Origin of the sequence: Rosistilla ulvae (assembly GCF_007741475.1) — a bacterium.
Taxonomy (GTDB): Bacteria; Planctomycetota; Planctomycetia; order Pirellulales; family Pirellulaceae; genus Rosistilla; species Rosistilla ulvae.
Window position 1 is genome coordinate 4,682,706 of sequence record NZ_CP036261.1, and the last position, 13,946, is coordinate 4,696,651.

Genomic DNA, 13,946 nt, shown 5'->3' on the forward strand with positions numbered 1-13,946 from the left:
AAAACGGTTCCGCAGAGGAAGTGATCGCACATCAATGGAGCAGCGCTGCCGCGGAAGTGGTGAACGCGAAAGCGAGTCAGCCAACCGGCGGTTCACCAGGCCGGCGGATTCACGCAATCGAAGCATCCGCAACAATGCGGGCAGAGCTTTCGAGAGTGCCACGGCAACGTGTTTGCCCGATCGAAAAATACGGCACCGATCCCTGGGACTTCCCCAGCCAACGCCAACGAAGGTCGTGGCAGGTTCGACGAAGGATCTCGGATTAGACGTCGAAGTAGAGACAGTATTCCAATGGCGTCGGCTGGACGCGGTTAGGCATGATCTCCAACTCCCGCTTGGTCTTGATCCAGTTGGAGATCACATCTTCGGAAAAGACCTCGCCCACCTGCAAGAAATCATTGTCCGCTTCGAGTGCGACGAGCGCCTCTTCCAGCGAAGCCGGGGTGTTGCCGAGTCCGATTTGCTGATCGGCCGCAACGTCAAACAAATCCTGCTCCGCCGGCTCACCGGGACTAATCCGATTGGCGATACCATCGATCATCGCCATCAGGATAGCGGAGAACGCGAGATACGGATTACAGCTCGGATCGGGACATCGAAATTCAATCCGCTTTGTTTTTGGATTGTGGCTGTACATCGGCACGCGGCAAGCAACCGAGCGATTGCGGCGACCGTATGCCAGATGGACTGGCGCTTCGTATCCGGGCAACAGGCGGCGGTAGCTGTTTGTCGTCGGGTTGGTGAAGGCCAGCAAGGCGGGTGCGTGGTGCAAGATGCCGCCGATCGCGTGGACCGCCAGATCGCTGAGCCCCGCGTATCCGGAACCTGCGAACAACGGATCTCCATCTTTCCACAGTGACAGATGCGTGTGCATCCCCGATCCAAATTCGCCGGCGATCGGTTTGGGCATGAAGGTGGCGGTCTTGCCGTTGCGGCGAGCCACGTTTTTGACGATGTATTTGTAGATCATCATCATGTCGGCGGTGCGAGTTAGTTGATCGAACCGCAGATCGATTTCGCATTGCCCCGCCGCGCCAACTTCGTGGTGATGGCATTCGACGCTCAATCCGACATCGGTCAACGTCTGCATGATCTCGTTGCGGAGATCGAACAATTGGTCCGACGGCGGGCACGGGAAGTACCCGGCTTGCGTCCGCATCTTGTGCCCGAGATTGGGCGATTCCATCCGTCCCCGGTTCCAAGGAGCTTCGTTGCTGTCGATACTGTAAAACGATCCCTGCGATGTCAGATCGTACCGCACGTCGTCCAGCACAAAAAATTCAGCTTCGGCACCGATATAAGCGGTGTCGGCGATCCCCGTCGATGTGAGATAGCCAACAGCTTTGCGAGCGATGTAGCGTGGGTCGCGAGGATACGAATCGGCGGTGATCGGATCCTGCACGTTGCAGATCAGGTTCAGCGTCGTCAAGTTGGTGAACGGATCGAGGAACGCCGTCTCCGGCTGCGGGACCAGCAGCATGTCGCTCTCGTGAACCGCTTGCCAGCCATGCAGGCTGGAACCGTCAAATCCGGTACCGTCCTCAAAAAGATCTTCGGTGAGTTCGGAAACGGGGACGGTTTTATGGTGCCAAACGCCCAGGAAATCGGTAAATCGAAAGTCGACTGCTTTGACATCGTGTTGCCGACACATCGACAATACGTCTTGCGGGGTCTTTACGCTCGCCATCGCTTCGCTCCGGGCACTCGGGAATCTGCATCGTCAGGGTTTTACGGTCCTGTTGTAACATCTTTGCGATTGCGTCGGGAGTCGGCGGTCAGCGGATGCGCTGATCAAACGCGGCCATGTACGCGGGGACTAAAATCGTCCGGACATAGAACGTGTCGACCAACACGCCCAGCCCCAAGGCGAACCCGAGTTCGACGACCCCGCGGAGCATGATCGCCGGCTGTTCCTGAGCCTGCGACAGGCCAACCCATTGGAAAAGCTCGGGTGCCCAGGCCGATGCGGTCATCGCAAAGAAGGTCCCCGCCATCACGACGCCACAGCTGGTGATGATCCCGCCGGTCCGGATGATCGCTCGCCGCAATCCAGCCAGCCGACCGCCGCGCTTCTGTTCTTCCAGAACCCGCGTCACCAGGTAGACGTTGTAGTCCTGCCCGACGGCGACGAGGATCACGAACAGGAACAGCGGCAGCTTCCAGTCGAGCCCCACAAATTGGTCGCCGTAAACTGTCCGGAAGAATGCAACGGTTAGCCCCAGAGTGGCGTAGTAGCTGAGCAGCACCGTGGCGATCAGATAGATGCTGAGTCCTACCCGCCAGACGACCATCAACAGAATCGTCAGCACCGCGCCGACGACAAAGATTTTGATCCGCGTGGTGTCTTCGGTCGTCACCTGTTTCAAGTCCTGCATCGCCATGCTGGTCCCGGTGACTTGGAACTCACAATCGGCGATCGGCGACGGAATCAACCGGGCTTTGACATCGGGCAGCCGGTCGATTCCCAGTTCGGGATCGCCGTTGCGCAGCACTTCCATCAAACGGTTTGCAAACGGCACCAATCCGCTGCGATCGTTCATCGTCACCAGCACCTCGCCTCGGCCGGCGACCTCCGAAGTGTCGTCGTAGTCGAACCAAGCCATCCCCGATGTGCTCAGTTGCCAATCGACAGCCTTCACGCCGCTGCGGCGCTGCGTCGACGCGGGGAGTGATTTTTCCAGCCGCGAGATCGCGTCTTGGATCTGGCCGATCGCGAGGTCGGTCGCTTCGATGCCGCCGATTTCGGGAGTCAGCACCAACAGGAACTGGTTCCGCAAATCCTCGACGCGATCGACCACCCGTTCCAACGCTTCGGCCGCCGCTTCGCCAAACGGCTCCTCGTCGACCATCACATCCAAACGGATCAAGCGGTTTGCGTAAGACGCTTCGTCGCTGGTGAAGTACCGCCGACTAACGCGATGCTGTTTCAAGACCCAGCCGACCAACGACTCGATCGCAAAGACACTCTTCCGTTTGCCCGGCGGGTTGTCACCGAGCGGATCTTCCAGATAGCGGATACCGCGGACTCCGTCGACCTCGTAGATCGCCGCGACCAAGTCGCGCAGCGAGGCGCGGCCGACCTCCGGATCGATCGGCTGTTCGTGCAACAACAGCAACACGATCGGGTTCGATTCACCCAGCGAGTAGGAATGCGAAAGCGTTTCGACGCCCTGCCGGCTGCGAGCTTCGGCGTTTAATTGAGTCGTGATGTCGTAGCTGACATCCCCTTCGTGGCGGAAGCCGTAGACCGCCGGAATCGCCAGCAGACCGATCCCCGCCACCAGCATCCACTTCGGTCGCTGCGTCACGACCAGCGCGATGAATTCCCAAAAGACAGCTTGCTTCTCGTTGCGTTCCAGTTTGCCCGGCCAGAAGACGCGCGGCCCCAAGGCGTACAGCAGAGCGGGAGTCAACGTCGTGCAGACCGCGAGGCCAACCAACAGACAGATCGCGATGATCGGTCCGACGTAGTGGAACTTGCCAAAGTTGCCGACCCACATCATCCACAGCCCGACGACCGTCGTGAACGCACTCCCCAACAACGCGCCCATGACTTTTGACAGCGCCTGCTCGACAGCTTGTCCCCAGTCCAAATCGCCCGCTTCCTCGCGGAGTCGCGCGATCAAGAACAGGCAATAATCGGTTCCCGCACCAAACAGGATCACGACGACAAAGATCTTCGATGTCGTGAAGACTTTCAGCCCGATCCATTCCATCCCCGGTTCTTGACCAGCCGACGCGAGCGCCGAAACCAAGCCCGTCGCGCAGATCACGGCAACACCAATCGACACCAACGGCACAGCAACGAGCGCCGGTGCGCGGTAGACAACCGCCAGGATGATCATGATCAAGATCACAGTAAACCATTCGGTGTACTGGATCGCATCGCGGGCTGCGATCAATGTTTCGCCACCGATCGCTGCCGATCCAGCGATCTCGATTCGCAATCCCGGTTCGGCCAGTGGCAACGAATAGGCGCGGACGGAATCGATCAATTTGTCCAACGACTCCATCAGTTCGATGTTCCCCGTCGCCAGGAACTCGTTCTCCAAACGGATCACGACCAGTCGCAGATCGCGTTTGCTGAGCCGTTTGCCGATCCGTTCGTCGTCCCACGACAGGATGTCCAGCATCGAGTCCAACGATTTGTCGCGGTCTTCGATCGGTGTCGCCGATTCGATCTCGGGATCCAACGCGAGAGCGATCTCGCGATCGCTTGCGGCGAGGTCGTGCTTGCCCAGCGAATCGTGCAACCGTGCGCGATCCCAATACGCGATTGCAACCCGTGGTTCGTACCACGGATCGGTACCGGCGGAGACCGAATCCTCGAAGTATTCGTAGAAGAGCGTGTCGAGTTCGATCGAACGGTCGAACGCGTCCATCGCGTCGTCGACAAGTTCGCGAACATGATCGTTGACCGGCGCCGTCTTGCCCGACCATCCGCTGGCAAGAGCTCGGCGGACGTAAACGCAGCCGAGGCGATGGCGCAGCCGCCGCGAGAGATCCATCGCAACGTGTTGGTCGCGTTTTCCGATCTTCTTCCCGTCGCGAGCGAACAGGATCATAAACTGGCTGCGCGGACGCTCGGTCGGAAACGCGGCGTCCAAAAGCTTGGTTCCCGCCACGCTGGCGGTCGTCGGCGGCAGGTGTTCGAAGTCGCCGTCGTAGGCGACTTGTTTCCAAGTCGGAGCGGCCACGCGACTGACGATCACCGCAGCCAGCCACAACAGCAGCACCAAACGCCAGTGGCGGATGACGAAACGCGACCAGCGTTGGCTGAGGTGGGGAAGGAGCGGAGGCATGATAGTCTGTCGGAATGTGGGTTAGAGGCCCGCGGGGCAGATGAGCACTTTCATCGCCTCGGGCTCTCCGGCATACAATCGCTCAAACCAAGCGGGGCCCTCTTCGAGCGTCGCCTTGGCGGTGATCAACGGTTCGACTTGGATCTGACCGGTTTCCAGCAACTTGATGCAGGCCGGGTATTCTCCGCTGGAGGCACAACTGCCCAGCACGTTCAACTCGCGAGTGACCACCGACTGCAACGGCAGGTCGATGTTCGGCGAGATGTTTCCGACAAGCGTGACGGTGCCCCCTTTGCGAACGCTGTCGATCGCTGTCTTGACCGTCGGCGTCGCACCAACGACTTCGAGAGCGACGTCGGCGCCGCGGCCACCGGTCAGTTCCGCCACGCGGGCGACGACATCTTCTTTCGATGCGTCGATCGTCACGTCGGCCCCCAGCGTTTTGGCAACTTCCAAACGGTTTGCATTCAGGTCGGTCGCGATCACTCGCGAACATCCGGCCAGCTTGATCGCTTGGATCACCAGCAGACCGATCATCCCGCTGCCAACGACCACCGCGGTGTCGCCCAGCGAGACTGGAGTCCGTTCCGCCGCATGGACCGCGACGGAGATCGCTTCGATCAACGCAGCCTGTTCGAACGAGACGGCATCGGGCAATTCGTAAACGATGTGACGAGGAACCGCCACGTATTCGGCGAACGCACCGTACTGACGGTATTCGCCGCACGAGACGCCCAGCACTCGGCGGTTGTCGCACAGGTTCATCTCGCCGCGGCGGCAGAAGTGGCACTTGCCGCACCAGACCATCGAATCGAAAGTCACTCGCGTGCCGGCGGGCAGATCGGACACGCCGCTGCCGACCGAAGCGACGACGCCCGAGGCTTCGTGCCCCATCACCAACGGCGGAATCCGCCTGCCGGTGCTGCCGTCGTAGCCGTGGATGTCGCTGCCGCAAATGCCGCACGCCTTGACTTGAACCAAGACGTCGTCGGGGCCTAGTTCCGGAACGGGGATCTCCGCCAGTTCCAATTTCTTGTATTCGGTCAGCAGCATTGCTTTCATGGGGCCATCCATAATCAGAGATACGACGCGGAAATCCCGCTTCCGGGCGACGTAAGCTCGCCAGGAAAGTCGTCGATTTTAACGCTAAGCGCTGGGCGTGCGTAAGGTCCGGCCGATGAATTCCTCTGCGCCCGCCGATTCGAGCAAGCTCTGCTGTTCAAATCCAACCTCGATGATCGGCAGTTGGCCGACATAACGTTGGATCTCGCCGCGATTGGTCTTCATCGATTCGCAGCCTTCGCGACCGACTTGGTTCAAGACGATCGCGATCGGATCGCGTCCCAAGCGGCTGCGGCAGACCTCGACGCTCAGCAGCGTATGGTTGACGACGCCCAAGCGGTTGGCCGCGACAAGGAGCACGTCGGCTTCCAACTCTCCTGCCAGGTCGGCATTCAGAAAATCATCCGCCAGCGGCGACAACAATCCGCCGGCTCCTTCGATCAGGACATGGTCAAAGTCTTCGGTCCAAGGCGATAGGCCGGCAAGAATTCGATCGACGTCGACCAGCTTTCCCTCGGCTTCGGCAGCTCGTGGAGGGGAGAGCGCCGCGGCAAATCGCTGCGGGCAAACGTGTTCCAGATCCAGCGGCTTGCCGGCGGCTTGCCAGAGTGCAACCGCATCGCCGCTGACCAGTTCATCCTGTTCCAACCAGCAGCCACTGGCGACCGGTTTATAGACGCCGACAGGGAGGCCACGCTGGAGAATCGCCGCAGCCAGCAGGCTGGAGACAAAAGTCTTGCCGACATCGGTGTCGGTCCCGGCGATAAACGTTAGCGATCCCAACGGTGGATTCCACGGTTTTGGTGGAGTTGCAGCTTCCGTGGAGCCGCGACTTTCAGAGGAGCCGCGACTTTGTCGCGGCGCTACCTTATATAAAAGAGAGGCTGCGAGCAGAGTCGCAGCACCACTTGTTGCACTACGCTTTAGCGTTGCACGCGAGCCGAACCGCCTTGAGCGAAGGCTTCGACTTCTGGCAGCTTAGCGTTGCTGATGTCGCCCGAGAACGTGGTCAACAGAGCTCCGTGAGCCCAGCCCAAGCGAAGTGCTTCTTCGTGTGGACGTCCGTCCAACAGGCCGTAGATCAGACCCGAAGCGAATCCGTCGCCGCCACCGATACGATCCAGAACGTCCAACTGGCAAGTTGGTGCGACGTGCTTCTCGCCACCGATCCACAGAACCGCACCCCAATCGTGACGGTTGGTCGTGTGAACCTCACGCAGCGTGGTGGCGACCATCTTGATGTTCGGGTACTTGGCGACGGTCTTCTCGATCATTTGGAAGAACGTTTCCGGATCCAGCTTCGAATCCTTCTTCTCTTCCACTTCGGGACCGCTGAAGCCCAAGCCCTTTTGCAGGTCTTCTTCGTTGCCGAACAGAACGTCGACGTTTTCGACGATCTTGGCGATCATCTCTTGACCCTTTTCCAGTCCGCCCAACTTGTTCCACAGCTTGGCGCGGTAGTTGAGGTCGAACGAGCAGATCGTTCCCTTGGCGCGAGCCGCCTTCATCGCTTCGATCACCAACTCGGAAGTCGACGCCGACAACGCTGCGAAGATGCCTCCGCTGTGGAACCACTTCACGCCACCGCTGAACAACTTGTCCCAATCGAAGTCGCCAGGCTTCAGCATCGCGCCCGCTTCGTTGGCTCGGTTGTAGAAGACGACAGGAGCGCGAACGCCGCAGCCACAATCGCTGTAAACCGTAGCGATGTTTGGTCCGTGTACGCCATCGTGTTCAAAATGCTTGTAGAACGGGCGAACTCCCGTTTCTTGGATGCGAGCCTGAACCATTTCACCGATGCCGTAATTGACCATCGCGGTGCAGACGCCGGTGTTCAAACCGAAGCAGTCCGACAGGTTGGCGGCACAGTTGTATTCGCCACCCGAAACGTGGACCTTAAATTCGCGTGCCTTGCGGAATACGGTGGTCCCAGGATCCAAGCGATGGACGACGGCGCCCAGGGCCAGGAAATCCAAGTCGGCTTCGGATTTGATGTTTAAAACGCTCATAGTGTCTCCAAATTTGGTAAGGATGGTTGTCTTGATTAGGGTCAGAGAGAGTGTGTTGATCGGCAGCGACCGCTTCGATCAACCGTAACGCTAACAATCACAGCGCATGCATCCTGTGGCAACAGGGGGCTGCACCATTGATGGCATGTGTTGAACGAATCGGCTAGATGGTGACCGAAGAAAATCCGCCGTCGACGACGATGTTCTGTCCGGTCACAAACGACGAAGCTTTCGAAGCAGCCAACCAAACGACGGCTCCAGCCAACTCGTTTGCGTCGCCGAAGCGAGCCATTGGAGTGTGCCCGATGATCTGCCCACCGCGTTCGGTGTAGCTGCCATCGTCGTTGAACAACAGTTTGCGGTTTTGGTCGGCTGGGAAAAATCCAGGGCTGATCGCGTTGACGCGAACGCCACGCGTGGCCCATTCGCGTGCCAGGAACTGAGTCAGGTTGATCACTGCCGCTTTGGCCGCCGAATAGGCGACGACGCGCGACAGCGGGATCATGCCAGCCATCGAAGCGATGTTGATGATGCTGCAACCTTTACCGACCGCAAGCATCGATTCGCCGAAGACTTGGCTGGGCAACAGCACGCCGCCGACCAGGTTCAGATCGAACACGCCCTGCCACGCTTCTTGCGGCAGCTTGCAGAAGTCGCTTCCTGGTGGCAGCGTTGCGTCGGGGTGATTTCCGCCAGCGGCGTTGATCAGAATGGTGGGAGTTCCCAGTTGCTTGGCGATCGCATCGCGGGCACCTGTCAACGAATCGCGACAGAGCGCGTCGGCCGATTGAAACATCGCCGTTCCGCCCGCCGCTTCGATCTCGCGAACACGCGCTTCTCCACGCTCGGCGCTGCGGCCGACAACCGCCACTTTGGCTCCTGCATCAGCCAACGCTTGGGCCATGCCGCCACCTAAGACGCCTGTTCCACCCACGACGACTGCGGTGGAACCAACCAAACTGAAGATCTCGGTGCTCATGAATTCCCTGGTTCAAATACAGAAATGCTGAATTGATCTAGAAGGGGTAAAGGTACCCGATAACGAATATTAATAATAGTGGAAGAGAGTATCAGCGGTTCCCACACCGCGCTGGCCCGTGGGTACAATGCTCGCTCCCGCCGGAACCTAAACTTGAACTTCACCCCACCTACCCCAACACTTCACGCCATGCGAATCTCCGCTCTCGTTCTGCTTGTCGCGATCCTCGGTCTCGGGTCGCTTCCCTGCCGCGCCCACGAAGGGCATGACCACGGACCGTCCGATGGTCCCGAAAACATCGACGCCACCGGGATCGTGTTCGATGATCAAAATGGAAATGGCCGCCGCGATCCGGGCGAACCGGGGCTTCCCGACGTCCGCGTCAGCAATGGCAAAGCGATCGTGAAGACCGATGCCGACGGTCGCTACCATCTGAAGATCAGCGACGATGCGATCATCTTTGTGATCAAGCCGCGGAACTGGATGACTCCGGTTAACGAGCTGAATCTGCCGCAGTTCTTCTACATTCACAAGCCCGCCGGTTCGCCGAAAACGAAATTCCCAGGCGTCGCGCCGACCGGGCCGCTGCCGAAGTCGGTCGATTTCCCGTTGGTGAAGCGAGCCGAACCGAATCAGTTCCGGGCGTTGATGTTTGGCGACCCGCAGCCTCGCAACGTCAAAGAAGTCGAATACATCGCCCACGATGTGATCGAGCAAGTGATCGCTGAAGAAGCCCATCAGGCGTCGTTTGGCGTCACGCTGGGAGACATCGCCTTCGATGACCTCAACGTGTTGAAGCCCTTTAACCAAGCGATCGCGCTGATCGGGATTCCCTGGTACAACGTGATCGGCAACCACGACATCAACTACGACGCGACCGACGACAAGACGAGTGACGAGACGTTCGAGCGACACTATGGTCCGTCCTATTATTCGTTTGATCACGGCCCCGTTCACTTCATGGTCTTGGACGATGTGATGTGGACCGTCGACACGCCGGGGAAGCGAGGCAAATACACCGGCGGCTTGGGCGAGCGGCAGATGGAATTCATCCGCAACGATCTGGCCGGGATCCCGGCGGATCAATTGGTTGTGCTGATGATGCATATCCCACTGGTTAGCGTCACCGACCGGCAGGAGCTGTATCGTTTGATCGAACAGCGGCCATTTGCCGTTTCGATCTCCGCTCACGCGCATTACATGGAACACCGCTTCATCGGCGAAGAGGATGGCTGGAAGGGGCCCGAAAAACATCACCACGTGATCAACGTGACCGTCTGCGGTAGCTGGTGGCGTGGTGCTCCCGATGAACGTGGACTGCCGCACACGACGATGAAAGATGGCGGCCCCAACGGCTACTCGATCATGACCTTCGACGGGCATAAGTACGATCTTGAATTCCGTGCTGCGTCGCGACCGGCTCATTACCAGATGAACATCTACGCTCCCGAAGAGATCGAACTGGCGGCGTTGCCAAGCGAGGCCGATCAGTTGCCCAAGGTTGTGGTCAACGTCTTCAATGGTTCGGAGCGAACGAAGTGCGAGTTCCGGATCGGTGACGAGGACGCGTGGAAGCCGATGGAGCAGACGACGACCAAAGATCCAGCTTATGTCGCCGCGCTCGCATTAGAAGAATCGTTGGGCAAGAAAGCGTGGACCGGTTTGCCGGCGGCTCGCGACACGCCTCACATCTGGCAGGCGACGTTGCCGGTGGATCTGAAGCCGGGAACGCACGCGATCGAAGTCCGCGCGACGATGATGTCGGGCAAGCAGCATGTTTCGAAGCGAATCATGCGCGTCCGCTAGTTGTCGCCGGTTGCGGGAGCGGTCGTCGGTGTGGCGGCCGCTTCTTCGATCCGCAATTGGATCCCGCCGTAGAGTCGATTGAACTCATCCAAAAACTCTTCGGACGGGCCAAGCGGCAGTTTGATCGGCCCCATGCAGCGGTCGCCGCAATGGATCCGGCCTTCGATAGGGCGACTGTTTCGTGGACTGCTCATCGTTTAAACCCAATCGTATCCGGTGACCTTGCGCAGCCGGTCTTCGTAATTGCCCAGCAGGCCGCCGATCAATTCCCATCCGTTGCGTTTGCGGATCTCCAGTTCGCCGTGTTCGTTCACTCGCAGCACCGACGTGCTGGTGACTCCCGCTCTGCGAAGTTCTTCGGGATTAATTTCGCCATCGTTGATCACGTCCAACAACGTTTGGCCAGTCAATTCAATGAACGGCATGAGATCGCTTTGCGGGGTGAAGCTGTATGAGTTGTGCCGGCGGTGCAGATGACACCGCGGCAGGTGAAGCAAAAAGAGCCGCGGCGGATCTCTCGGTCGCTCGTGCAAGCCAAGGTTCTTCCGATCGGGCAGCAGATTATACGTTACAGTCGAGCCGCCGTAACAGAGAAGTTTTCGCAGCGGTTAACTAGGTGTTCACCCGGGGCACAAGATCCCCATACCAGCACGACGCGCAAGCGAGTGAATCCCTCCCGTCCGCCATCCGTTTTGTCGGGTGCGTCACTCGCTTGCGCTTCGTGCTAGTATGTGGGGTGATTGGGACCGGATCACTCGCTTGCGCTTCGTGCTGGTATGGTATGCTCCCTCTTTGCATGTGAACCCTGTTTGTTGATTTGGATTCTTCTCGATGTCGCAGCCTAGCCGTTCCTCTTCGATTCCTGCTGTCGCACTCGACGAGCAGGCGTTGATCCAGGAGTGCGAGGTCAAGTTCACTCGCCGTGGCGGGCCTGGCGGCCAACATCGCAACAAGGTTTCCAGCGCCGTCGTGTTGAAGCATCGCCCGACGGGCGTAACGGCGGAGGCGTCGGAGCGGCGCAGCCAAGCGGAGAACCGCAGTGTGGCGATCGCGCGGTTGCGCGTCGAGCTTGCGATCCATATCCGCGAGGAGGTGGAAGAGTTCGTGGCGCCGCTGGTCCGTCAGTATGGCGGTTCGCAATTTCGCGTGGCGATCGGCAACGAGGTCTATCCCGTGATCCTGGCCGATGTGCTGAATCGAACGCTTGCCAGCGAAGGCGATGTGGCTGCGGCGGCAGAATTCTGGAGCACCACGGCAAGCCAGGTCGTTCGCTTTCTGCGACAGGAACCGCAGACGCTAAGCGTCGTCAATCAAGCTCGCCAGCAGGCTGGACGCCATCGACTGAAGTAGCCTCGCACCGGTAGCGATATGTCCGGTCAAGCGGCTCGCTTGTACGGTTTGCCACGCAAGTCGTCGACGTTGGGAACTTTGAAGCCACGTCCCTCGGGCTCCATGTGCCCAAACAAAACGCCTAGCATTCGCGGGTGCAGGCAGATGTAGGACCACAGCGTCGCAACGGCCACGCCCCCCAGGACGTCGCTAAGGAAGTGAGCTTGGCAGAGCAGTCGTTCGGTGCAAGCAAGCGTCGCCATACAAACAAAATAGATCCGCCCGCGAGGGAACAACAGCATCATCCCGATGCATAATCCGACGGCGGTCGCTGCATGACCGCTGGGGAACGAACGCAATGTGCTGTCATCGAAGATCGCAACGTGTTGCAGGTAGGCGTCGAGCGACCATTGATAGATCGAATCCTCCCGCGCCGTCGCGAAATCAAAATCGTTGGGTCGCCGCCTCAGGATGAACATCTTTAATATCGTCACGATCGCGCCGCTGCCGAACGACAGCGCGGCCAGACGCGGCAAGCACCAGCGTTTCTCGGGGACCAGAATCGCGATCCCCGTGATGATCATCGCAACGCCCAGCCCGTGCGAGAAGAACTCGGAGATGTAGATCGCTTTGCGAAAGTCGCCTGGCAATCGATCTTCCCAAAACCAAACCGCGATGTCGTAATCGCAAAACAGAGCCAGCGGGCTCAACAGCATCACCGCCACGCCGAACCACAGCAGCGGTTGCAGCGGCTTGCTGGAACGGGCCGACCAAGCCGGTCCCGGATACAGTTTAAGGCTGGGCTCTTGAGGCTCTGGATTCACAATGATTCTTTTCTGATCGCGGAGAACGGCATCTGGCGACAGTCGGCGCCGCGGTTTCACACTCACATCGACAATGGACGAGGTCGCTGTCGGCGTGTGAGCCGATCTTGTAACAGACGGTGTGGGGGTGTCGGAATAGCGAATCGCGTTAAGGTTGGTCGTTTGGCGAGGCGTCACGCCGCAAAAATGTTCTCATTCTCCGCCAGTTCGGCATCGTTGACGGCAACGATCGCGATCCGGTGGGCGTTGGCGATTCGCGTCACCTCATCCTGGTCGACGACAATCGTCTTGTCGGCTTCGATCACGATGCATTCGCCACCGGCGGCAGCCAGCAGTTCGATCGTCTGCGGCCCGATCGTGGGGACGTCGAATCGCATGTCTTGCTGCGGCTTGGCAACTTTGATCAAGGTGAAGCCGCGTTTGCCGCACAGCTTGCCCGATCGCTCGATACATGCGTCGGTCCCTTCGACAGCTTCGACAGCCACGACGGTCTGATCCTTCACGGTGATGCTTTGGCCGATGTCCAGGCCGCCCATCTGCTTGGCGATCGTCCAGCCAAAACGGACGTCGGCTTGTTGTTTGTTGTTCAACCGCTGTGTCGAATGGTGGCCTTGTTTCACGAGTAGCTCCGGAGCGAAATCGGTGGCGGGGCAGACCTCGATCCCGCGCGCCAGATAGGCGTCGGTGACGGCGGTCAGTAGCGTGTCGTCGCGCGTGTCTTTTCGGCGCGTAATAAAGTGAGGGGCCATCGTGCGGATGCAGAACAGATCGGGCAGGTGCCGCAGCCAAACCGAACCTTGGAACATCAGGTCGGCTTTGAACAGCTTGCCCGCCATCGTCATCCGCTGGACACCGTGGCGACGGAAGAACCGCAACTGGCCTCCCATTTTGGCGACGCCGAACCAACGGACCTCATCGCAAATGTCGTTCAAGCTTTCGCAAGCGTGGCCGCGGATTGCGGCACAAGCGACGCGATGGTTCTGCCGTTTCAGCGATTCGGCGACCAGGATCGGGAATCGCCCCCATCCAGCGATCAGCCCGACGGTGCTGCCACTCTGCGAAGTGTTGCCGGTTGGCGGACTGGAATGGATTGCCGAGTTCATGGCGGGCAGGGGATGCAAGTGAAGGGATTGAG

At 59.3% G+C, this 13,946-nt stretch carries 12 protein-coding genes; 2 read left to right on the forward strand and 10 right to left on the reverse strand.

Features of this window, described 5'->3' with window-relative positions; genetic code table 11:
• Nucleotides 1-262 precede the first annotated feature (262 nt).
• From glnA to EC9_RS16525, 6 genes are all read right to left on the reverse strand, one after another.
• Entirely contained in the window at nt 263-1,687 is a 1,425-nt protein-coding gene (gene glnA, locus EC9_RS16495) for a type I glutamate--ammonia ligase (RefSeq protein WP_145346885.1), read from the reverse strand.
• 88 nt (nt 1,688-1,775) lie between these two features.
• Nucleotides 1,776-4,802, reverse strand: coding sequence for an MMPL family transporter (locus tag EC9_RS26595; protein WP_218934196.1), 3,027 nt, complete (start codon nt 4,800-4,802; stop codon nt 1,776-1,778).
• A 21-nt stretch (nt 4,803-4,823) separates the two neighbouring features.
• On the reverse strand, nt 4,824-5,864 hold the full coding sequence (locus EC9_RS16510; RefSeq protein WP_145122223.1) for a galactitol-1-phosphate 5-dehydrogenase: 1,041 nt from the start codon (nt 5,862-5,864) through the stop codon (nt 4,824-4,826).
• Between the two features lie 84 nt (nt 5,865-5,948).
• Nucleotides 5,949-6,647, reverse strand: a complete 699-nt coding sequence (gene bioD / locus EC9_RS16515; RefSeq protein ID WP_218934197.1) for a dethiobiotin synthase — start codon at nt 6,645-6,647, stop codon at nt 5,949-5,951.
• A 140-nt stretch (nt 6,648-6,787) separates the two neighbouring features.
• Nucleotides 6,788-7,873 carry a sugar kinase gene (locus tag EC9_RS16520; protein WP_145122221.1) on the reverse strand — a complete coding sequence of 362 codons (1,086 nt, stop codon included), beginning with the start codon at nt 7,871-7,873 and terminating at the stop codon, nt 6,788-6,790.
• A gap of 163 nt (nt 7,874-8,036) precedes the next feature.
• Entirely contained in the window at nt 8,037-8,852 is an 816-nt protein-coding gene (locus EC9_RS16525) for an SDR family oxidoreductase (protein ID WP_145122220.1), read from the reverse strand.
• A 189-nt stretch (nt 8,853-9,041) separates the two neighbouring features.
• Here EC9_RS16525 and EC9_RS16530 point away from each other — a divergent pair, with 189 nt between their 5' ends.
• Nucleotides 9,042-10,658, forward strand: coding sequence for a calcineurin-like phosphoesterase C-terminal domain-containing protein (locus EC9_RS16530; protein WP_145346889.1), 1,617 nt, complete (start codon nt 9,042-9,044; stop codon nt 10,656-10,658).
• Here the strand turns inward: EC9_RS16530 and EC9_RS16535 are convergent.
• Nucleotides 10,655-10,852: a hypothetical protein gene (locus tag EC9_RS16535; protein ID WP_145346891.1), complete on the reverse strand. Its 198-nt coding sequence runs from the start codon at nt 10,850-10,852 to the stop codon at nt 10,655-10,657. The two genes, EC9_RS16530 and EC9_RS16535, sit on opposite strands and share 4 nt — an antisense overlap.
• A 3-nt stretch (nt 10,853-10,855) precedes the next feature.
• Nucleotides 10,856-11,083: a hypothetical protein gene (locus EC9_RS16540; protein WP_145122217.1), complete on the reverse strand. Its 228-nt coding sequence runs from the start codon at nt 11,081-11,083 to the stop codon at nt 10,856-10,858.
• A 406-nt stretch (nt 11,084-11,489) separates the two neighbouring features.
• On the opposite strand from EC9_RS16540, the gene EC9_RS16545 reads away from it, so the two are divergent.
• On the forward strand, nt 11,490-12,008 hold the full coding sequence (locus tag EC9_RS16545; RefSeq protein WP_145346892.1) for a peptide chain release factor family protein: 519 nt from the start codon (nt 11,490-11,492) through the stop codon (nt 12,006-12,008).
• A gap of 26 nt (nt 12,009-12,034) precedes the next feature.
• On the opposite strand, the gene EC9_RS16550 is transcribed toward EC9_RS16545, so the two are convergent.
• Entirely contained in the window at nt 12,035-12,811 is a 777-nt protein-coding gene (locus EC9_RS16550; protein WP_145346894.1) for a phosphatase PAP2 family protein, read from the reverse strand.
• A gap of 173 nt (nt 12,812-12,984) precedes the next feature.
• On the reverse strand, nt 12,985-13,914 hold the full coding sequence (locus EC9_RS16555; protein ID WP_145346896.1) for an LpxI family protein: 930 nt from the start codon (nt 13,912-13,914) through the stop codon (nt 12,985-12,987).
• Between the last annotated feature and the right edge of the window lie 32 nt (nt 13,915-13,946).